At 56.4% G+C, this 21,200-nt stretch carries 15 protein-coding genes; 6 read left to right on the plus strand and 9 right to left on the minus strand.

Features of this window, described 5'->3' with window-relative positions; genetic code table 11:
• Nucleotides 1-85: 85 nt before the first annotated feature.
• Nucleotides 86-961: a DUF4230 domain-containing protein gene (locus ACZA91_RS13315; RefSeq protein WP_190532041.1), complete on the minus strand. Its 876-nt coding sequence runs from the start codon at nt 959-961 to the stop codon at nt 86-88.
• A 145-nt stretch (nt 962-1,106) separates the two neighbouring features.
• On the minus strand, nt 1,107-3,197 hold the full coding sequence (gene ligA / locus ACZA91_RS13320) for an NAD-dependent DNA ligase LigA (protein ID WP_463182654.1): 2,091 nt from the start codon (nt 3,195-3,197) through the stop codon (nt 1,107-1,109).
• Between the two features lie 514 nt (nt 3,198-3,711).
• On the opposite strand from ligA, the gene ACZA91_RS13325 reads away from it, so the two are divergent.
• The 3 genes from ACZA91_RS13325 to ACZA91_RS13335 all read left to right on the plus strand — a co-directional run bounded on the left by ACZA91_RS13325 (nt 3,712) and on the right by ACZA91_RS13335 (nt 5,481).
• Nucleotides 3,712-4,269: a Panacea domain-containing protein gene (locus ACZA91_RS13325; RefSeq protein WP_463182657.1), complete on the plus strand. Its 558-nt coding sequence runs from the start codon at nt 3,712-3,714 to the stop codon at nt 4,267-4,269.
• Nucleotides 4,262-4,657, plus strand: coding sequence for a hypothetical protein (locus tag ACZA91_RS13330; protein ID WP_463182659.1), 396 nt, complete (start codon nt 4,262-4,264; stop codon nt 4,655-4,657). The genes ACZA91_RS13325 and ACZA91_RS13330 overlap by 8 nt, the downstream gene beginning before the upstream one ends.
• A 62-nt stretch (nt 4,658-4,719) precedes the next feature.
• Entirely contained in the window at nt 4,720-5,481 is a 762-nt protein-coding gene (locus tag ACZA91_RS13335; RefSeq protein ID WP_463182661.1) for a hypothetical protein, read from the plus strand.
• Nucleotides 5,482-5,540: 59 nt separating this feature from the next.
• Here ACZA91_RS13335 and ACZA91_RS13340 read toward each other — a convergent pair whose 3' ends face one another.
• Nucleotides 5,541-5,666, minus strand: a complete 126-nt coding sequence (locus tag ACZA91_RS13340; protein ID WP_463182664.1) for a hypothetical protein — start codon at nt 5,664-5,666, stop codon at nt 5,541-5,543.
• A complete protein-coding gene (gene rsmG / locus ACZA91_RS13345) occupies nt 5,659-6,363 on the minus strand; it encodes a 16S rRNA (guanine(527)-N(7))-methyltransferase RsmG (RefSeq protein ID WP_463182667.1) in 705 nt (234 codons plus the stop codon). The genes ACZA91_RS13340 and rsmG overlap by 8 nt, the downstream gene beginning before the upstream one ends.
• Before the next feature lie 100 nt (nt 6,364-6,463).
• Here rsmG and ACZA91_RS13350 point away from each other — a divergent pair, with 100 nt between their 5' ends.
• Nucleotides 6,464-7,843, plus strand: coding sequence for a cobyrinate a,c-diamide synthase (locus tag ACZA91_RS13350; RefSeq protein ID WP_463182670.1), 1,380 nt, complete (start codon nt 6,464-6,466; stop codon nt 7,841-7,843).
• 125 nt (nt 7,844-7,968) lie between these two features.
• Here ACZA91_RS13350 and ACZA91_RS13355 read toward each other — a convergent pair whose 3' ends face one another.
• The 5 genes from ACZA91_RS13355 to nagA all read right to left on the minus strand — a co-directional run bounded on the left by ACZA91_RS13355 (nt 7,969) and on the right by nagA (nt 13,809).
• Nucleotides 7,969-8,457, minus strand: coding sequence for a hypothetical protein (locus tag ACZA91_RS13355; protein ID WP_463182673.1), 489 nt, complete (start codon nt 8,455-8,457; stop codon nt 7,969-7,971).
• A 635-nt stretch (nt 8,458-9,092) separates the two neighbouring features.
• A complete protein-coding gene (locus ACZA91_RS13360) occupies nt 9,093-10,283 on the minus strand; it encodes a GUN4 domain-containing protein (RefSeq protein ID WP_463182676.1) in 1,191 nt (396 codons plus the stop codon).
• A 111-nt stretch (nt 10,284-10,394) separates the two neighbouring features.
• Complete coding sequence (locus tag ACZA91_RS13365) at nt 10,395-11,669, minus strand: serine hydrolase (RefSeq protein WP_463182678.1); 1,275 nt, start codon at nt 11,667-11,669, stop codon at nt 10,395-10,397.
• Between the two features lie 35 nt (nt 11,670-11,704).
• Nucleotides 11,705-12,460 carry an RNA methyltransferase gene (locus ACZA91_RS13370; RefSeq protein WP_190532023.1) on the minus strand — a complete coding sequence of 252 codons (756 nt, stop codon included), beginning with the start codon at nt 12,458-12,460 and terminating at the stop codon, nt 11,705-11,707.
• A 137-nt stretch (nt 12,461-12,597) separates the two neighbouring features.
• Nucleotides 12,598-13,809 (minus strand): N-acetylglucosamine-6-phosphate deacetylase, encoded by a 1,212-nt coding sequence (gene nagA, locus ACZA91_RS13375; RefSeq protein ID WP_190527112.1) that lies wholly within the window; start codon nt 13,807-13,809, stop codon nt 12,598-12,600.
• A 177-nt stretch (nt 13,810-13,986) separates the two neighbouring features.
• Here nagA and purE point away from each other — a divergent pair, with 177 nt between their 5' ends.
• Nucleotides 13,987-14,514 (plus strand): 5-(carboxyamino)imidazole ribonucleotide mutase, encoded by a 528-nt coding sequence (gene purE, locus ACZA91_RS13380; protein WP_190355285.1) that lies wholly within the window; start codon nt 13,987-13,989, stop codon nt 14,512-14,514.
• Nucleotides 14,515-16,113: 1,599 nt separating this feature from the next.
• Nucleotides 16,114-21,183 carry a WD40 domain-containing protein gene (locus ACZA91_RS13385; protein WP_463182685.1) on the plus strand — a complete coding sequence of 1,690 codons (5,070 nt, stop codon included), beginning with the start codon at nt 16,114-16,116 and terminating at the stop codon, nt 21,181-21,183.
• Nucleotides 21,184-21,200: the final 17 nt, after the last annotated feature.

Genomic DNA, 21,200 nt, shown 5'->3' on the forward strand with positions numbered 1-21,200 from the left:
AACAAGGGGCTTAAGCCCCTTGTTGCCTAACGATCAGGTAACAGGAACAGTCGAATTGATTGACTAGAAAAAGCCTGTCGCGCTACTAGGATTGGGCCGGAGCGGCGGGCTGGTCGGCGGCCCCGTTGGGGTCGGTGGCCGGGGGATTGGTCGCTGGTGGGTTGATCGCTGGTGGGTTAATGGGTTTGGCGATCGGGCAGGCGGCGGGATCCGGCTCCTGGGGAATGATCGTCACTGGCTTGGCTCCCTTGGGCAAGCCCGCTTGGGTCGGGGCCAACATTTGGCTGACCACCATCACAGCGCGTTTGTTTGCCTCATTGAGCAAACCCCGTTGGCAGGCGGATTCCGTGACCCGATCGAGCGCTGCCTCTTGGGCCCGGGCCATCAGTTCGGGGCCCGAGTCGGGGCCGAGACCCAAAAAGCCCCGATCGTAGTCATAGACGCGCGATCGACCCACATCGATTTTGCGATCGAGAATTTCCGGGGCCGGCAACCGAATTTCTAGCTTGCCATCGGCTCCTTGGCGCACGTCTTCCGGTTTCAGTTTGTTGAAGTCAATGCCGGCGCTGATTTCCCCGTAGGCGATGTAGAGCAGCTTGGTGGAACCGACGACGAATTGCCCCAACACCCGATCGCGCTGGGCCGGGACGATCGCCTCCATCGAAAACACCGTGGTGGTCAGTTCGCTGGCCCCGCGAATTTGGTCGATCGTCAGCGATCGCACATCGGCCTTGGCCGGTGGCTGCGGTGTGTTGAAGGGAGCCGCCACAAAGTCGCTAATCCCCTTGCCCCAGTTGCCAATCCCCGCCGCCGACGTGGCCACGATTGCCACCAGTCCCCCGGTCGCCATCAGGGCGAAATTATTGCTGAGTTGCCGCCATAACCCCGGTTGCCGCGACGGGGCGATCGGCTGGGGAGCTTGGGTGGGCTGAGCGCTGGGGGGACGTTGATCGACCTTCATAAACAAAGCCTGGAGAGAGAATCGGACGAAGACGTTTGGGGAGTCAGGGGCCACAGCAATCGCCGGGGGCAAGGGGCTTAAGCCCCTGGTCTGGTGCGGTGGTCTGGTGCGGTGGTCTGGTGCAGTTAAAGCTTGAAATGTTGAACTAAGCCATTGCCAGCAATTCTAGCAACTCAGCTTCTGAAATACAGACCAATCCCAGGGATTGCGCCTTGTCCAGTTTGGAGCCAGCCTCCTCGCCCACCACCACATAATCGGTTTTTTTGCTGACGGAGCCGGTGACTTTGCCACCCGATCGCTCGATCAGCTCCTTCGCTTCTGGACGAGTCAGGGTGGGTAGAGTTCCGGTCAGCACAAAGGTCTTGCCGCTGATGGCCGCGTTGGTTGGCGGGGCGATCGCCTGATCCGGATCCGGGTTGGATGCCACCAAGGACAACCCCGCCGATCGCAGCCGATCGACCAGCGATCGATTGGCCGCCGACCCGAACCACTCCCGAATCGACTTAGCAATCTCCAAGCCAATCCCGTTCACCGCTGTCAACTCCTCTTCGGTGGCCGCGGCCAGGGCTTCCACCGATCGAAACTGGGCCGCCAGCAGCTTGGCATTGCTCGATCCGATATGCCGAATCCCCAGGCCATACAGCACCCGCGCCCAGGGCTGATCGGTCGATCGGGCGATCGCGCTCACCAGTTTCTCCGCCGACTTTTGCCCCATCCGCTCCAGGGTCAGCAACGGTTCGATCGTCAGCCCGTACAAATCCGCCACGGACTTGACCAAGCCCGCCTCGCTCAACTGCTCCACCAACTTTTCCCCCAGCCCGTCAATATCCAACGCATCGCGACTAGCCCAATGGCGCAGGCTGCCCCGGACGATCGCCGGACAAGAGGTATTGATGCAGCGCGTCACGGCCTCATCGATCGGCTGCACCACCGCCTCGCCACAGGCCGGGCAATGGCTGGGCATTTGCACCCGCGTCGCGCCATCGGGCCGCAGCTCCGGCAACACCCGCAACACCTCGGGAATAATTTCCCCCGCCTTGCGAATCACCACCGTGTCACCCAGGTGCAAATCCAACTCCAGCAGTCGATCGCGGTTGTGCAGCGTCGCCCGAGCCACGGTGGTTCCCGCCAACTGCACCGGCTCCAGCTCCGCCACCGGGGTAATCGCCCCCGTCCGCCCCACCTGGAACGTCACCGCCAGCAACTGCGAGGGCGCTTCCTCCGCCGGGTATTTGTAGGCGATCGCCCAGCGCGGAAATTTGTTGGTGAAGCCCACCGCCGTTTGCAGGGCCAAATCATCGAGCTTAATCACCGCCCCATCGGTCATGTAGGGCAAGTCGTGCCGCGCTTGATCCCACCGTTGGCAATAGTCCCAAACGGCCGCCAGGTCAGCGCAGCGATCGCGGTTCGGATTCACCCGAAAGCCCCAAGCCGCCAACTGTTCCAGGGACTCCCAATGGCTGCGGGGGCGATCGGGCCAGGCCAGCTCCTCCGGCCACTGGAGCGTGTAGGCAAAAAAGTCCAGCTTCCGTTCCGCCACAATCCGCGAATCCAGTTGGCGCAGGGTTCCCGCCGCCGCATTCCGAGGATTCGCAAACAGGGCCTCACCCGCCGCCGCCCGATCGCGATTGATTTGCTCAAAGCTGCTGAGGGGCAAAAACGCCTCCCCGCGAATTTCCAACCGGGCTGGCGGATTGACCGCATTCAACCGCAACGGGATCGATCGAATCGTCTTGATGTTTTGGGTAATCTCCTCGCCCGCGATCCCATCACCCCGCGTGGCCCCGCGCACCAGCAGCCCGTTTTCATAGGTGAGGGCGATCGCCGAGCCATCGATCTTCAGTTCGCACACATAGCGAGCCGGGTTCGCCGTCTGAAACAGGGGCAATTCCTCCAGAACGGGCGATCGCTCCCCGGTTCCGGCCACCTTTTGCCAGCGATCCTCCCAAGCTCGCAACTCCGCCAAATCAAAGGCGTTTTCCAAGCTGTAGAGGGCGATCGCGTGTTGCACCGTTTGGAACCGCTCCGCCGGGCGATCGCCCACGCGCTGGGTGGGGCTGTCGGGTGAAACCAGCTCGGGATATTCGGTTTCCAGTTGCTCCAGTTCCCGGTAGAGGCGATCGTACACCGCGTCTTCCATCACGGGATTGTCCAGCACGTAGTAGGCGTAGCTGGCTTCCTGGAGTTTTTGGCGCAGTTGGTCGGCGCGGCGGGCCAAGTCAGCGGGGGCGGGCATGGGACAGCAATGGGGCGATCGATCTCGATGCCATTGTCCCTATTCCGGCCGGGAATGCAAGAACCTTCCGGATGGCGCACGGGGCGATCGCTAGTAATGGTCAGGTAGATGCACCCTGACGATGTTCCCCCGGCCCCGGCTGGGGGATTTTTGTTGCAAATTTTTCAGCTACGATCCGAGGTAGTCCCCCGCTTCAAGGACGCGGATCATGACTTGGCTCGAATTGCGCGATCAAACGCTTCAGCTCTCAGCAAAAGATCGATGGCGATTGTTATGGGCGATCGTGCGATCGCTGCTCTGGCCTGCAAGCCTTCCCAAATCCGCATTATCTACAATAGAAATCGATCAGAAGCCCCTAAAACTACCGACTGATTTAAGCCAATATCGCGGCGTACTATCCCTTTCTGAAGATCCCTTAATTTATCAACAACGAATTCGGGATGAGTGGGCAGGATCGTGAATCGCTATCTTCTGAATGCCAATATTCTAGTCTGATCATTATGCGAGGAGAGTCATGACTATTCAATTTCAATTCTCGCCAGAAAAAGCCGTTGAAGCAGCAGCAATTCTTCTGAAGCTACATGGCGGCCCTATGAAGTATTTAGGGTTGCTGAAAATGCTTTATATTGCCGATCGAGTTGCCTTGGAACGGATGGAACAGCCCATTACTGGCGACTGCTATGTTTCTATGGATTATGGGCCGGTTCTTAGTTGTGTTTACGATTTAATTAAGGGCAAGACAGTTGGTAACGCTCTGGCGCTTTGGTCAGTATCAATTGCGTCCTGCCCTAAGAAGCAAGTTTATTTGCGAAATGATCCGGGCAAACAACATCTTTGCGAAGCTGAAGAAGAAATTTTAGAGGAGGTCTACCAAAAATTTGGACATATCAATCCCTTTGAAGTTGCTGACTGGACACATGGTTTACCAGAATGGAAAAATCCCCACGGCTCGATGATTCCAATTGCGGTGAATGATGTTCTTCATTACCTTGGAAAAACGGACTTAGAGATCCAAGCGATTGCGGAAGAGGCTGCTCGCGAAGCATACCTCAATGGGGCTTGGCATGGCTGATCTGGTTATTGAAATTGGACATGCTTGCCTAATTGATACACCACCCAATGGAGAGCATCTGTACATTGCAATTGCTTTGATCGGCGATGGTCGATACTTATTTGTGAATGTGACAACTCGTAGAGCCAGCTCCGAAACAACCTGTATCCTTGATCCTGGGACTCCAGGTTTACCCGGTTTTATTAACCGAGAATCTGTTGTTGCTTACCAATATGCTCGTGCATGGAGTCTAGAAGAATTATCTAGGGTGATTAAGCCTGGTAGCCGAGTCCCTAAGTGTATTTTTTCAGATGAAATTGTGTCTAGAATTCAGAATGGTGGTCTGATTTCAAAACGACTTTCCAATCAATTCAAGACTGCTTTAAAAACATTCTTAAATCAGAAATAAATCAGATGAAACAACCCATCTACCTTGATCCCTAGCCAATAAAGAGGCTAAAGTTTTTGGACATGGAAGAGCCTGTTTCCCCCCAAATTCCTAGTTGGCTTGCTTGGGCGATCATGAATGGCCAAAAGCGCCAGCCCACATTCCTGGGCCATATTGTTTTGGTTCTGGTGCTCTTGAGCTTGGTTGGGATTGCTTATTATGTTTTGTTGCTCGTGAGTAGCCAATGGGAGCAAAAATGGATTACTGCACCCCAAAAGCTCACTAAGGAACAAATTGCTTTACAAACAGCATGGCTAAAGCCGAAGCCCTCTGTGAAATCAAGATTAATTTTTCAACTTCAGGATGTTGAAGTCTTGATCGATCGCAATGCTTCAATTATGGGCTTTTTCTATAAACAGTATTATATTTCGCTGGCGATGATGTGTACGTTGGGGGCGATCGCTGTTATTTGTCCATTTTTTATTAGTAAAGAAGGTTGGGGCGAAGTCAATAACGCTGTTATCAATATTTTTGTAGTTTCTTCGGGGGTGGTTCTTTTTTACGGTAATTTGTCTTTGACTTTTAAGCAGGAAGAAAACATCAAAAATAGCCACGCCATTTATTTATCTTGCTTAAGCCTCAGAAATGAGCTGCTGAGTTATTTGGCAACCCGGCAAAACACGCGCGGTGTTGAGGAAAAACCAGAATTATTCATTCATTATGTTGACAAAAAGCTAATGTCGATTAGTTTGATTCAACTGGGCTTTAATCCTGGTCAACTGTCGGACGTTCCTAAGCCTATTAACACCTTGTCAACTCCGGCTATTACGCCGAAGAGTCCCTAGGTATTGATGCTGAAGTTCTGAAAAATCAGTGCTTGGTTGTTGTGACTTTGCGGTGGTTTTTAAATGATGATCATGTCTGTTTTTAGTGGTGATCGGGGTTTCATGTTTTTGGGGCAAGTTACCCGATCGCCCGTTTGCTGCTTTTCCAAAAACTGACGGGCGATCGGGCGAGGGAAACTAGTCAATTTTTTGCAAATAGATGCAGTGGCGATCGCCCTCAGTAATTGGGGTTTTAAAGGCATCTACACCCAAAATTTTTGCGCCCCAATGGCTGAGGGGATCTTGCAGGCTGGCTTCCTCCTCGGCGCTCCAGCGACCTCGGTACAAAATCGCAACACCTCGCGGGGCCAACATCGGCAGGGCGTAGCTGGCGCAAAGATCCGCTGCACCCACGGCCCGCAAGGTCACTAGGTGAAAATTTGGTTTGGGGCCCGGTCGCCGCACGAACTGCTCTGCTCGATCGCACGCGGTTTGTACATTGCCCAACTCCAATTCCGCGATCGCCTCCGCCACAAACTGAATCTTTTTGCGCGTGCTATCCATCAGCAACCATTGCCATTGCGGAAAGGCGATCGCGCCCGGCAGCCCTGGAAAGCCGCCCCCTGTTCCCAAATCGGCCACGGTGATGGCTTGCGAGGCCCGCTGGGCCAGTATTGGTTGCAAAATCGGTGAAAATAGACCCCGCAGCGAATCCCAAAGATGCTTTTCCCAAAAGTCCAATGGTTCCGTAATGCGGGTTAAGTTCATCCGCTGGTTACCCGCCAAGATCGCCTCATAGAGCCGCTGAAATTGGGCTTGGGTGGCTGTGTCGGGCTGCCATTGCAGGGTTGACTGCCAAAGGTCGATCGGGTTCGGTAAGGCGGGCGCTGTGGGAAGGGTCATGGCCATGGGGAGCAAGCTGCTAGGCAATTTAAGCGCAATCTGGCCCCGTTAACGTATTCCTAATGTGTTCCTTACGTATTCCTTAGAGTGCGATCGCAGCATGATTCCAACGGTAGTGGTGGCGGGAACCCACAGTGGAGTGGGCAAAACTTCAGTGGCGATCGCCCTGATGCGAGCCTGGACACGGCGCGGGTGGGTGGTGCAGCCGTTCAAAGTGGGGCCCGATTTCATTGACCCGGGCCATCACCGTCGGGCCACGGGTCGCCCGTCCCATAATTTGGATGGTTGGATGCTTCCTAAGGCAACAAACCAAGCGCTGTTCGATCGCGCCGTGGCCGGAGCCGATGTGGCGGTGATTGAAGGAGCCATGGGGTTGTTTGATGGTTATGGTGATCAAGAGGCGGGCAGCACGGCCGAGCTGGCCAAGTGGTTGAACGCGCCTGTGGTGTTGGTGTTGGATGGTCGGGGCCTGTCGCGTAGCGGGGCGGCCCTGATCTGGGGCTATGAAACCTTTGACCCGGATTTGCGGTTTTTGGGTGCAATTTGCAACCGGGTGGGCAGCGGAGCACATTTGGATCGGATTGCGGGGGCTGCTCGCGATCGCGTGCGGATGCCCATTTTGGGCGGTGTGCCCCGGGATGAGGCCGCATTGATCGATCGCCGCCACTTGGGACTCAAAATGGCCGATGAGGATCAGTTGGGGGAGGGATATATCGATCGGCTGGCGGATTTGCTGGAAGCCCATCTGGACTTGGATCAGCTCTGGCAACGGTTGCAACGGGAGCAACCAACCCCGAAGCCTGAACCACGCGCGCCGATCGCCCCAATTGCCGTCAGTCGTCGATCACCCCGCAAAATCGGGATCGCACGCGATCGGGCCTTTTGTTTTTATTACGAAGCCAATTTAGATTTTCTGCGCGATCGAGGGGCGGAGTTGGTGGAATTTTCGCCCTTGGTCGATCGGCCGCCCGCCGATTGTGACGCGCTCTATCTGGGGGGTGGCTACCCGGAGCTATACCTAGATCAGCTTGCCAACAACACCGATTGTTTAACGGCCATTCGCCAAATGGCCGCGGCCGGCAAACCAATCTATGGGGAATGTGGCGGTTTTATCTATCTGTGCGATCGCCTGACCCTGGCCGATGGCACGGGGCGATCGCTCTTGGGTTTATTACCGCTGCAAATCCAAATGACCCGCCGCCCCAAGCTGGGTTACGTGGAAGCAACGATCGCTCCTGGCGGCCCTTTGCCCTCAGGAGAAACCATTCGTGGCCATCGGTTTCACTACTCGGAAGTGGCAAACCCCGAAGCGGCCGGGGCGATCGCCCAATGCTATGACCTCTTGACCTCTCGGGGCGATCGGCTCACGGAAGGCTATTGCGTCGGTTCCGTCCTGGGTAGCTATGTACATTTGCATTTCGCCAGCAATCCCCAAGTGATGACCGCCTGGCTCGATCGCGTCCCTGCTGCCATGCATTGAAAGGCAAGTTTTCAGACCCAAAAACCCGATCGACTCTCAAGGGTTCGATCGGGCTAATCGTCATTGGATTGATAGTGGGCTAGTCCCTAAGTGCTAGGGCTAATCTGAGCACCAATTGACGATGACTAGTCGGATATCGTGAGCAAAAATGTTGCTTCACCATTGGCACGGCGGCCGGCGATCACTGCTCCTGAGATGACATCCCCATCGCCCATCTTATGGATTGTCAGTTCAATAACCTTTGGGTCGTCAAAAACAGCAACTAAGACCTGTTGATTTGCCTCCGAATCACCGAAGAAACGTTCTAAAACCACGGAACCAGACAAATCACGATCGGAATCAGTCAAGGATCGTAGCTCTGAAATAATTGCACGGGGTGCATCCATTGATCGTGAGTAGACCATTTTCCATGCATCTCGATAGGCTTTACGCCAGTCCTTACCGATGAAGTACTTGTACTTCTTCATTGCTGCATGGTTGATGTCATCTTCGGGCTTCAAAACCTCATAGAAAACAGCGTCGCCAGGAATTGTCTGAATAGGGCCACCATAAATTGCTTCCAAGTCAGTCACATACTGGGGCAATTTTTTGGGTGATGTTTTGCGCTCAGTCATGAACTTTTGCTCCGCAACCAATAAAGAGGGAAATTGCAACACTAAGTAGACCAACCTCGTGAATCAGTTTGCATTCCCCCCAGTTTTTGGCTTCTTGAAATTCAGATTCAATACTGATTGCTTTAAGAAGACAAAAAACCATGCTGACTCATGATTGCTTGATAGTGTATTTTGCTGCCTTGACGAAACTATCAAGAAAAATTGATTTTTGCAATCCCTGCCATCGTTTCAAGGCTGAATTGATCTGTTAGAAGTATTACCGCTGTGATCAATTGATACCAAATTAGACCGCTTGCTTGTATAAACAATGACCTTGAGGAAATAATTCAAAATAAATCTGAGAAAAATTTAAACTAAAATTTGGTTTGGAATCTATATCGATAAAAATCAAGCAATTGATTGATGATTTCGTGAATTTGAATGCATGAACATATGTCTTTAGCTAAAATTTTGATTGCTGAAATGGCAAATCTCGATCGAAGTCAACGTCCATTGAGGCCAAGGCTTGCTATCGATAGGGCTGTCATTAAGATGATGCGCTTTCGTCGCAAGGACTCACTGATCCCAAGCTGCGATCGATCCTGAAGGGACGTTGACTAGATCGCTGAACTGAACCGAAACTGACGGACTGAGGATTAGCCCAAGGCGAACTTTAAACGCATCATCAGGCGGGGAATGTAGGTATAAAACCGATCATGGCGAAGCTGAATCGCATCAATGCTGCAACTGCCGCAATGGACTCCTGGCGGCGGAACGGCAATCCGCTGCACCACTTGGTCGGAAACGCCGGCCCAGGGCAAGTGACCCACGGGACTTTGCAGGGAGCGGTTTAATTCCGACTCGTTGCGCCAATCGCTGCTGATGAAGTCCTGTTCGGTGCGGGGGGCGGCGATTTTCCAACCGACGCGATCGCGGAAGTTGTTCACGGCCGCTTCCAGGTTGGTGGGATGGGCAATGGTGGCTGCTTGCCAGAGCCGCAACTGCACGCTGAGACCGAAGCGGCCGTTGCTGGCCGTGAGCCAGGCTTGGTCAATTTCGCGAATCAGGGCCGGGTCAGTTAAGGCGGGGCCAGCCGGTGGCATGGTGGCAGATTCGGGGGCCAACAGGCGGCGCGTGAGGCGATCAGCCTCGACCCAGTTTTGGGCTTGCAGGTGGGTTTGGAGTTGGGCAATCAGTTGGCGAGCCTCTGCGTCGGTGGCTGGGGTTTCGGTTTGGCAAGTCCCAATGGTCGATCGGGCAAATTTGCCAGCTCCGAAGTAATGCACAATCTGGATTTGTTTGGGCTGGCCGGCCGTGGGTCGCAAGCTGACGTAAAGCCCATGGGCCGAGGCGGGTGTGCCATAGAGCCGATCGCCATTATTGGGTTGCGCGCGAAACTCACCATCAAAGGGCAAGCGGGAAAAGTCCGCATCGGGAGCCAATTGCCGATAATCCTGAACCACGGCGTTTCGGATCAGGGTTTGCAGATGCCCGTTGCGGGTTTGTGCCAATACCGTGAGGGTGAGGGGGGTTGTGCCAGAAGATTCGGCTCCCGCTACTGGCCCCGCCACCTGATAGGTCAAGGTGGTGTTGGATCCCCAAGTCGCCATGGTTTCGCAGGTGAGGCGGGTTGGGCTGGCCTGGGTTGTATTGGTTTGGGTTGTATTGGATTGAGCTGTAATGGCTTGAGTCGTACTGGCTTGAGCCGTGCTGGTTTGGATTGTCGTGACGGGAATCGCGTTGGTTGGGCTTGCGTTGGCCTGCGCCGCGATCGGGTGGGTGGCGGTGGCCATGAGAGCCAGGGTGAAAGCATGGCCCCATCGCTGGAAAAGCGCGAGTTTCAACATAACGGAATCACAAAATGACGGAATGGCAAGCAATTGGGTTCGCTATCCCTGTTATCCGTTCCGTTAGCGCTGGACTCAGGAGCAATGGACGCTTCCTGAAGTTGATCGCCATTAACGGGCGATCGGGGGCAGGTTGCTGAAGTGGTTATAAGCGGCGCGGGAATAGTCGCGGATGGCTTCGGCGGCCTTGGAATCGTTGGGGGCCCGTTCTGCCAACACGGCAATTCCGTAGCGACGGCCGTTGGGGGTGTCTACCAAGCCTGTGTCTGCCAACAGCTTGGCCAATGTGCCGGTTTTGTGGGCCACCTCGCCACCTTTACCAATGCCCTTCGGTAGCAGGCTGTTGGCCGCCGTGCCGCGCATGATGCTCAACAGTCGATCGCGCGATCGCATGGAAACCAATTCGCCCCGGTTAATCAATGCCGTTAATTGCACCAAGTCCCGAGCGGTGGTGCGGTTCAAGCCGGTAATATCCGGCAGCAAGTCGCGGATACTTGTGCCCTGTAGCCCCCAGGATTGAAACCGCTGGTTCAGGGGGCCGGAGCCGCCCGTGCGGGCCATGATCATGTTGGTGGCGGTGTTGTCGCTGATCACGATCATTTGGCGGGCGGTGTCGATCGCGGAGAATTTTTGGCCCGGTTTTTGATATTGCATCGTGCCCGCCTCGGGAGCCACAAACCGCGCCTCCATGGTCAGCATTTCATCAAGGCGAATTTTGCCCGCATCCACATCCTGAAAAAAGGCCACTAGGATCGGCACTTTAATCGTGCTGGCGGCGGCGACTGATCGATTATCGTTCCAGGCGGCAAAATCTCCCGTATCCAAATCCAAGGCAGCCGCATGAAGAATTAGGCTGGGATAGCGAGCGGCAATTTTTTGAAACTGATCGCTCAATGAGGCGATCGGCTGGCGAAAGGCGGATCCCGGCGGCGGCAACGCGGGGCTGGCCAGTTGCTTTTGGCCTTGGCGCACCACTTGGTTAATCTGTGTGCCAGCGGGGGAAGCCGTTTGGCGCATGGCCGGGTCAAAGGCCATCAACACCGTGCCCACGATCGCCCCTAAACCAGCCCCCACAATCAAGGTGCGCAAAGCCTGTAACCACAGGGGGTCGCCCTTGCTGCGGCGAGTGGGCGGCCGGTCTGGGGCCGTTGGGCGGGGCCGGGGCGATCGCCCGTTGGCCTGGCCCGGTTCCGGGGTGGTGGGCCGGGTCAGCCGATCGACCGTACTTTGCAACCAATTTTGGTGAGCGGGAGGCCGAGCACGGGAACGACGCGCACCGGGCGGCGGGGGCACAGCAGCCAGGGGCCGAGGGGCGGGCAAAGGGCGAGGGCGATCGGGCGGTTGGGGCATGGCAAGTTCGGTTTCAGCCCAAAATTTGGCGGCCATCCCGAGCCAATCTCAAGATCGGGATGGCTGGCATTTTACTGGCCAGAGTTGGGGCGCGGCAAATGGTCGATCGCCCAATTCAGTTGCTTAATGGCTCCCCACAACAGCGCCACATCATTTTGGGAAGGATTTGCCCGCTGCAAGATTCGCCGCAATTTTTCCATGCGACTGCTGGCCGTGTGGGGATATAAGAAGCCCGATCGCAACAACAAATCTGCCAAATCTTGATGGAAATGCTCCACTTGCTCAAAGGGGGCCAGGGCGATCGGCCCGGGGGCCACTTGGGGGTGAAGAGCAACCTCGGGGCCAGGGCTGGTTTCTGGGGTTGGGCGGGCCCACTCATAGGCACAAACCGCCACCGCTTGGGCCAAGTTCATGGAGGGATAGTCATCGCTGGTGGGAATGCGGATGAGTTGTTGGGCATATTTCAGCTCGTCGTTGGTCAAGCCCCGATCTTCCCGCCCAAAGACCAACGCCGCCGATCGCCCGGCCCGCAACCAAGGCAAGGCCGCCGCTGGTTCCCGCACCGGCACAGGAGAATCCCAATCTCGCCCGATCGTGGCTCCAACCCGATCGCACCCGGCCAGGGCCTCGGGCAAGCTGGCCACCTCGATTGCTTCCTCCAGCAAATCCCGTGCGTGGATGGCCATTTGCAGGGCTTCGCGCCCCAATCGATCGCATTGGGGATTCACCAATACCAGCCGCCGCAACCCAAAATTCTTCATCACCCGCGCGACGGAACCCACATTCAGCGGCCCGGCCGGTTCCACCAGCACGATCGTTAAAGACATGGTTCAAGAAAGGTAAAAATCAAAAGGCAAAAGGCAAAAAACACAGAGAAAAAACACAGAGAAATAGAACGGCTAGCCCAAATTTTCCTTTTTCCTTCTCCCTTTTTCCTTTTTCCTTTTTCCTTTTTCTCCTCACCCTAGGGGCCCTGTAGCCGTCGCCAAGTCCATTGGCCGTCCGGCTGTCGATGCCAACGCAGCAGTTGGGCTGGCGACTCGCCACCGTAGGGATCCGCCGACTCGGGCAGCCGACCCAGGGCCCGACGCGGCGCAATGGTGGCCAGGGCGATCGCCTGTTCCGGGGTGCAAAGTTGCCAACGAATCAGGTTCAAAACCCCCTCCAGCAGGCTGAGGGTTGTGCCCGACAAAGTGCCATCGGACAGGCGAGCTGTGCCGTTTTTCACCTCAATGGTGCGTTCATCCCAAGGATAGATTCCGTCGGGCAACCCCAAGGGAGCCAAGGCATCGCTCACCATAAACAGCCCCCTGGGGCCCTCGCTGGCCCGCAACAGCACTTGCAACATGGTGGGACACACATGCACCCCATCGGCAATGAAGCCACAGCGCACGCCCGATCGAACAATGGCCGCACCCAAAAGCCCCGGTTCCCGATGGTGCAGTGGCGGCATGGCATTAAAAGCATGGGTGACCATGGTGGCTCCCCGATCGAACGCGGCCATGGCTTCCGCTGCCGTGGCCTGGGAATGGCCAAGGCTGACGGTAATTCCGCGCGATCGCAGCCAATCGATCGCCTCGCCCGTGGGATCCAATTCCGGCGCGAGGGTCATCTTGGCCACCTGGGCCGCGTGGGAGCCAACCACCGCCGCCACCTGATTGACCGTCAGGGGCAACAGGAATTGCTGTGGATGGGCCCCGCGCTTTTGTGGATTCAGGAACGGCCCCTCAAGATGTGCGCCCCAAATTTCCGCCCGATCGCCCGCTGGGTATTGGGTTCGGTAGTCCTGATAGGCCGCCAGCGTGGCCAGGCTTTGGTGAACTTTCTCGATCGCCGTGGTCACAATCGTGGGCAAAAAAGCCTGCACCCCTTGCCGCCACAGCAATTGGCAAATGCGATCCACTTGGGGCAAATCGGCCAAGGTCAGGTCTGGAAAGGCCAAACCCAAGGCCCCGTTAATTTGCAAGTCCACCCCACCGGGCGAGAGCCAATCGCCATGCAGGTCGATCGCATCGGCATTCAGCAGCGTGTCCGCCCGATCGCCCACTCCAAAAATTTTGGGATCATGGGGGTCAATTTCCGCCACCAACCCCCGATCGTCGCAGGTCAGGTCATAGAGTCCCGGTCGATCGATCAGTCGGGCGCGGTGGATGCGTCGATTTTGCCAATGGGTCATCGATCAATCATGATTGGGTGGCTTTGGCGGAAGCTCAGAAACTGAAGCTCAAAAATCGGGTCTATATCAGGTCTAAATCGAGTCTGAATCGGGTTGATCACACCAGCTTGGTGCTGTGCGATCGCGCCAACGCCTTAAATTTGAACAGGTTAACCGACTCTTTCCCCCTGCACAACCATGGCCACCCCCGCCTCCCCCCTGATTGGCATCATCATGGGCAGCGATTCCGACCTGCCCACCATGGAAGCCGCGATCGCCGTTTGCGAAGAATTTGGCATTCCCACCGAAGTGGCGATCGTTTCTGCCCACCGCACACCCGATCGGATGGTGAATTATGCCAAAACTGCCGTTGATCGGGGCTTGAAAGTGATTATCGCAGGCGCAGGCGGCGCAGCTCACTTACCCGGCATGGTTGCCGCCCTGACGGTGTTACCGGTGATTGGCGTGCCCGTGAGCACCCGCCAACTCAGTGGCGTAGATTCCCTGTATTCGATCGTGCAAATGCCGGGGGGAATTCCCGTGGCCACCGTCGCGATCGGGAATGCCAAAAACGCCGGCCTGTTGGCGGTGCAAATGTTGGCGGCCCATGACCCAGAGCTGCTGGCCAAGGTGCAAGCCTATCGGGACGGCTTGCGGCAAATGGTGGAAGACAAACAAACCCAGCTCGATCGCCTTGGTTACCGGGCCTACCTGCAACAGGGTTAATTAGCGGCTGAGAACCAGAGCCAAGAAACAGAGCTGAGAAACAGAGCCGAGGAAGCATGGCTCGATCGCCCCGGAGGCCTGGGCGCAGACCTCAATCGCTTCATGGACTCCGGGGCGGCGACAGGACTTGTATCAAATTTGACTTCTAAAATTTTCTCAAAAACGTAAAACCTGAGTCTCGCTTGTGCCGGTTAATCATCGGTGAACTCGTGTTCTATGGCCTGAGTTAGCGATCGGCCTTTGGGAGATTTGCACGATTTTAGGGGCGATCGTGTCTAGGATGGCCGCTCAACCATCCCCCGTGGATTACTTTGCTCCTTGCATTGATCGCGATCACTCATGCCAATTGATATTTTGATGGCAATGACGTGATTGGGATCATGCCCAATTAATAAGTTTAAAAATTTGATAAAGTTTCGTCTAATCTTGAGCTGTTCCTAAATTTTTCATGAACAACCGTTCGATTATCATCGAGCTGGTGTGCTTAAGGGACAACTACGAACTCCACACTCTCCACAGCCACGTTCTCCACAGCCTTCTTTCCCTGCGAAAGATTGTCACGCTCTTCCCTTCTAGCCAGTCCCGATCGTTTCAAAATCAGACACTGAATCAGACTCTGAACGTGCTGATTGGGTTCCCCGTCTATCAATCCATCTGCCCCCTCTGATGCGTGGTTTGGTTGGGGTTCTGGGACTTTGGGTCACTGGTTCTGATCGCTTCAATCAGTTTGATTTATCGCAAGATTTCCGCGATCAATAGCCTGTAGGGGGCAATCCCCTTGAATGGTTCAACTCCCTCTCAAATAGATGGTTTCACCCCCAATTGCTGAGACCCATGATGAAGCCGCTTGGCCTATTTGGCAACGGTAGATCAGTGACTTCTGACTGCCCATGACTTATAGATTTGTTCTGTTTTTATCATTTTCAATTGTTTTTTTGTCAAATCATGTTCGCTTTGATACGCAAGGCTTCTGTTTTTTCGATGATCTGTGCCAGGATCCGTTTAGAGGTTTTCGTGATTTTTAATCAACTCCGCTACTCGCAGATTTTTGACACATTTCTAAATCAATTCCATCGAATAACTCAATTGCGTACTCGGTTTGATGATGGATAGACTTCTGACCCGATTTTGGCTTTAGTGCTGGCTGACTCTTAACGCTGTCGGTGATGAATTACAGGTCAGTTGCAGACAGGTTGCAAATTATTAACGCATCAGCCCGATTCCTTGTAATTTTCTTTTGGGATCAGTGATTTCAAGTCCCATAAAAACGGGAATAGTTATTTAGGGGAACTTGGATTTAGCAATGATTTTGGTCTTCAATTTATGCCTGGAAATTGGACTGGATTCCAGGCGCTCCAAGGGCTTGACCGTAAGGCATTTACGGGAAACCTGAAGGGCCAGTGCAGGATCTGACTTGGTGGCATTGATTGCCGATTCTGTTGTTGCCATGCTGGTAATAATTATGACGGAGTTTGAGGGGGGAAAGGGGGATGCAAGGGCTGTTGGCGGAGAGATGGAAAGGGTGCAGAGGTTATGGAGCGATTGTCGGAGGTCAAGCCGTTTGCGACTGGTTTGCAACCGCAGGGAGTGCAGTTGGTAATGGATCAAGAAACTGCTCAAGCGAATGAGCGGGCCCTGCGAACTTTAGAGCGGGCAATTGTGTTGTCAGAGGGTCAGTTTTCTCTGGTGTTGGTGCGTTGTAGTTATGAGCGCTTGCGTCAGAGTGTGTTGGATTGGGTGGCCGATCGCTCGGGAGAGGGGCAGCCGTTCGATCGGGTGACTTGCCTGGTGGTTCCGCCCACCATCAAAACGCTCTATCCGTTGGTGGCGGCGATTTCGGATCCCTGTCCGCCCCGGGCGGTGATGGTGCTGGGGCTGGAGATGGCGGAGTCGCTGGATACGGTGTTTGCGCTGGCGAACCAGATGCGCGATCGCTTCAAGCAGTTGCCGTTCCCGATCGTGTTGTGGCTGACGGATGAAAGCCTGGACAAGCTGAAGCGGGTGGCTCCGGATCTCAAGAGCTGGGCCGCCACGCCGGTTCGGCTGGAGATGGACACGCAGGGGGTGATTGACTTTTTGCGGGAGCGGGCCAGTCAGGCGTTCGATCGGGCCTTTGCGGCTTCGGCGGGCTATTCAATCTATCAACTGCCGCCGGCCTTGGCGGAGGCCCGCCACCGGCAGGAGCTGGCGGCGGCGCGGGCGGACTTGGCCAAACGGGGTGTGCAGTTGGATGTGGATTTGCTGGCTAGTGTGGAGTTCCTGGAAGGGTGGACGGCCATGGGCCGGGGGGACTATGAGCTAGCGCTGAAGATGTTTGGCAATGCGTTGGACAGTTGGCAAACCTTGGCCCAAGCCTTGCGCCCAGCGGCCGCCAATACCAACGCCAACGACAACGCCAATGAGCCACCGGCCGCTGCGAACACAGAGGGGGCGATCGCCCTGCCCCGGTTGCCCATTTCCCCGATCGAAGCCCAAGTGCGTTCAGGCCTGTTGCGGTTTTATGTGGGGTTTTGCCATGCACGCTTAGCCCTGGGCAACAGCAATCCCGTGGAATTGCCGGAAAGCCAGTCGGCCCGGGCCCAGCGCTGGCGACTGGCTCGAGAAGCGCTACAGGCCTGTGCGGATTGTTTCGCAGCGCTCGATCGCCCCGATCTCACGGCCAAGTTCATTGGGTCATTGGGGGAAGTGCTCCAAGAACTCCACGACTGGTTGGGGCTGGAGCAGTTGGCCCAGGTGGCAACGGCGCTCCATGGCGCACCGGATCATCCGGGGAACCGGGCTGAGTTGGCTCGGGACTGTTGCTTTTTGGCGGAAGTGGCCCTGGTGCAAACCCGCTGGGAACAGGCCTGCGAGTGGGCGGAGCGGGCCTTGAACCATCTGTCCCATGCCAGTGCCCATGACCCAACGGCCCTGGGGCCCGATCTGTTGCGGGCGGTGCGGTTGCGCCAAAGTCAAGCTTGGTTTCTGTTGGGGGAAGCCAATTGGCATTTGGGGCGCTCTGGTTTGGCTATCAGCCATTTGGAGCGGGCCCGGGCCACGGTTTGGAACTTTGAGCAACCCCAGTTGACGGTGCGGTTGTTGTCGCGGTTGCGGGAGGTTTATTTCCAGCAAACTCGCTACCTGGATGCGTTCCGAACGAAGCAAGAACTGCGGCGCGTGGAACACCAATGCAGTTGGTTAGCGTTTATTGGCGCGGGCCAACTGCAACCGCAACCGGCGGCCCTGGTGGACGATGGCATGGTGTTGCCGGTGGCGGCCCCGGAAATTGCCGCCTCTGGCCGCCAAAAAGATGTGGAAAATTTGATCGCTCGCTTGGCCCGGGCCGATCTAAAGCTCACGGTGGTGCATGGTCATTCGGGGGCGGGCAAGAGTTCGCTGCTGAAAGCCGGTTTGGTGCCGGAGTTGCATCGGCGGGCCTTGGGCGATCGGGATGTGTTGCCGGTGACGATCGAGGTTTATACGGACTGGATCGCAGCCACGGAAAATGCCCTCGATCGAGCGGCTGACCAAAAGGGTCTCGACAACGATCGCACCCTCACCACTTGGGATGACCTGGCGATCGAGGCAAATATTGCCCTGCCCAGTTTGGATCTGTCGGTCAACAGCCAAGGGCTGCGGTTGCGGGCCCTGCTCGATCGGCTTCAGCAGTTGAGCCAGCAAAACTTCGCCATCATTCTGATCTTTGACCAGTTTGAGGAATTGTTTTTCCACTGGCCCACGGTGGTCGATCGCCAGCCCTTCTTTGAGTTTCTGCGCGATTGCTTGAATGTGCCCTACGTCAAGCTCATCATCTCCATGCGGGAAGATTACCTGCACTTTCTGCTGGAGTGGGAACGGGCCACGGACTTGTCAATCATTGACGACAACGTGTTGGCCCGCCAGGTTCGCTATTACGTGGGAGACTTTTCGCCCGCCGATGCCCGTGCCACGATCCAAAGCCTCACGGAGCGATCGCGCCTGGGCCTGGAACCCGACCTGATTGATGCCCTGGTGGGTGAATTGGCCCGCGAAACCGGTGAAGTCAACCCGATCGAGCTGCAAGTGGTGGGGGCCCAACTCCAGGCCGATCGCATCGTCACCCTAGCCGAATACCAGCGGGAATATGGCTCCAAAGAAGTGCTCGTGGAGCGCTACTTGGAAAACACCATTCGCGACTGCGGCCCCGAAGGCGAAAACATCGCTCGCGAAGTGTTATTCCTGCTCACCGCCGAAAATGGCACTCGCCCCCTCAAAACCCGCACCGAGCTAGCCGTTGAACTGGGAGCCAGCGATGGGCAACTGGAACTGGTGTTGAACATTTTGTCCGGAGCCGGTTTGGTGGTCATGTTCCGGGAGTCCACCGCCGACTTCTATCAACTGGTGCACGACTACCTCGTCACCTTCATTCGCCAGCAGCGCCAAGCCGACGAACGGGCCCGCTATCGTCTCACCCAGTCCCAACTGAACGCCATCCTCAAAAAACGCATTCAGGAACTCTATGCCGCTGGCGCAGTGCTCGGAATTTTGTTTTTGTCGTCCTCCAGTTTTGCGGTGTTGTTGGGGGCCGATGAAATCAGCGCCCAAATTGATGCCAGCACCGCCGTTTCGGAGGCCCTGATTGGTTCCAACCAGCCCTTTGAGGCCCTGCTCTCGGGTCTTCAGGCCTGGCAGCAACGGAGCCAACGTCAATGGCTGCTGTGGGCCAAACCCAACGCCCGCTTGGCCACGGAGCTGAAGGTGGGAGCCAGTTTGCAGCAGGCCCTCAAGCATGTGCGGGAGGTGAACCGCATTGAAGGGCGCTTGGGCCATGTGGAAATAGTTTGGGACGTGAGTTTCAGTCCCGATGGGCAATTTCTGGCCACGGCCAGCAGCGATCGCACCGTGCGGTTGTGGCAGCGCAGCGGAGAACCCCTGGCGGACAACCAAGGGCGACCGATCGTGCTGAACCATGAAGGGGCCGTGACCAACGTGGTGTTCAGTCCCGATGGGGAATTTTTGGCCACCAGCACCGGCAAGCGGGGAACCGCCGGCAAATTGCGACTGTGGAACAGGGCGGGCAAATTGGTGCGGGAATTGGGTGAACATCCGGCCCGCATCAACAGCGCCGCCTTCAGTCCCGATGGGCAACTGATCGCCACGGCCAGCGACGATCGCACCGTGCGCCTGTGGAACCTTCAGGGCCAAGTGGTGCGCCAACTGACCACCCACGGCGGCCCCGTGCAATGGGCCAGCTTCAGCCCCGATGGGCAACTGATCGCCACGGCCAGTGACGATCGCACCATCAAGCTTTGGAACCTGGACGGCCAAGAACTCGCCACCCTTCGCGGCCATGGCAACAGCGTCATGAATGTGACCTTCAGCCCCGATGGTCAATTTCTCGCCTCCGCCAGCCTGGACAAGACCATCCGCATTTGGACCCGATCGGGCAAACCCGTGCGCATGTTATCGGGACACCGGGATGGTGTCTTAAGTGTGGCCTTCAGTCCCGATGGGCGCTATCTGGCTTCCACCAGTGAAGACAAAACCATTAAATACTGGACGTTTTGGGGCAACCTAGAACAAAACTTTGCTGGCCACACCGATCGGGTCACCAGCGTGGCCTTCAGTCCCGATGGGTCTACCCTGGTCACCAGCAGCTACGATCGCACCGTTCGGTTTTGGCGTTTGCAGCCGGAATCAATCACTCAGATCACGGCCCACACCGATCGCATCTATGGCGTAGACATCAGCCGCGATGGGCAAACCATCCTGTCCGCCAGCCGCGATCAACAGGTGAAACTGTGGGATCGCAACACCTACCGCCCCACCCACTTCCAGGATCCCGGCGGTGGGGTGCGAGTGGCCGCCTTCAGCCCCGACAGCCGTTGGGTTTTGGTGGGCAGCAACGATGGGCGGGTGCGGCTTTGGTCGCGATCGGGCCAACTGCAACGGGTCTTTGCCGATGAACTGGTGCTGCGGAACAACCCGATCGAATCCAACAACATTTCCAGCGTGGCCTTCAGTCCCGATGGCAAACTGATCGCCGCCACCTATCGCAGTGGTCGCGGTTACCTGTGGCAACCGGACGGCAAACAGGTGGCCGCCTTCAAGCTCACCTCCAGCGACGATCGCGCCAAACGACTCAACAGCATCACCTTCAGTCCCGATGGTCGCATCCTGGCCACGGGTGGAGATGATGCCCTGATTCGGCTTTGGACGTTGCAAGGGGAACCCATCCGCACCCTCGCGGGCCACAGCAGCTTTGTGAATGATGTCACCTTCAGTCCCGATGGGCGTTACATCGCTTCCGCCGGGGACGATAGCACCGTCCGCCTGTGGAGTGCCAACGGTTCCTTGCTGCAAGTGTTGGGTCATGGGGATGCGGTCAACAGCGTGCGGTTTAGCCCCAATGGTCAGTTTTTGGCCGCCGCCAGTTGGGATGGTTCCGTGACCCTTTGGAGTCTGGATGGCAAGATGATCAAGGTTTTTCGGGAGCACAAATCCGGCGTGGGCGGCGTGCGGTTCAGCCCCGATGGCAAGCTGCTGGTATCGGGAGGGTTTGATCAGCAGTTGGTGATTCGCGATTTGGACTTGGAAAACTTGCTCGATCGCAGTTGTCGTTGGCTTCAGGATTACCTGCGACCCAAGGGCGAAGCGGCGGGCAACTTGACGCAACTGGCGCGGGCCTGCCGCAATCGCTTTCGCCCCTAGTCGATCGATCCAATCAG

The organism is Limnothrix sp. CMB-01 (genome assembly GCF_055193175.1).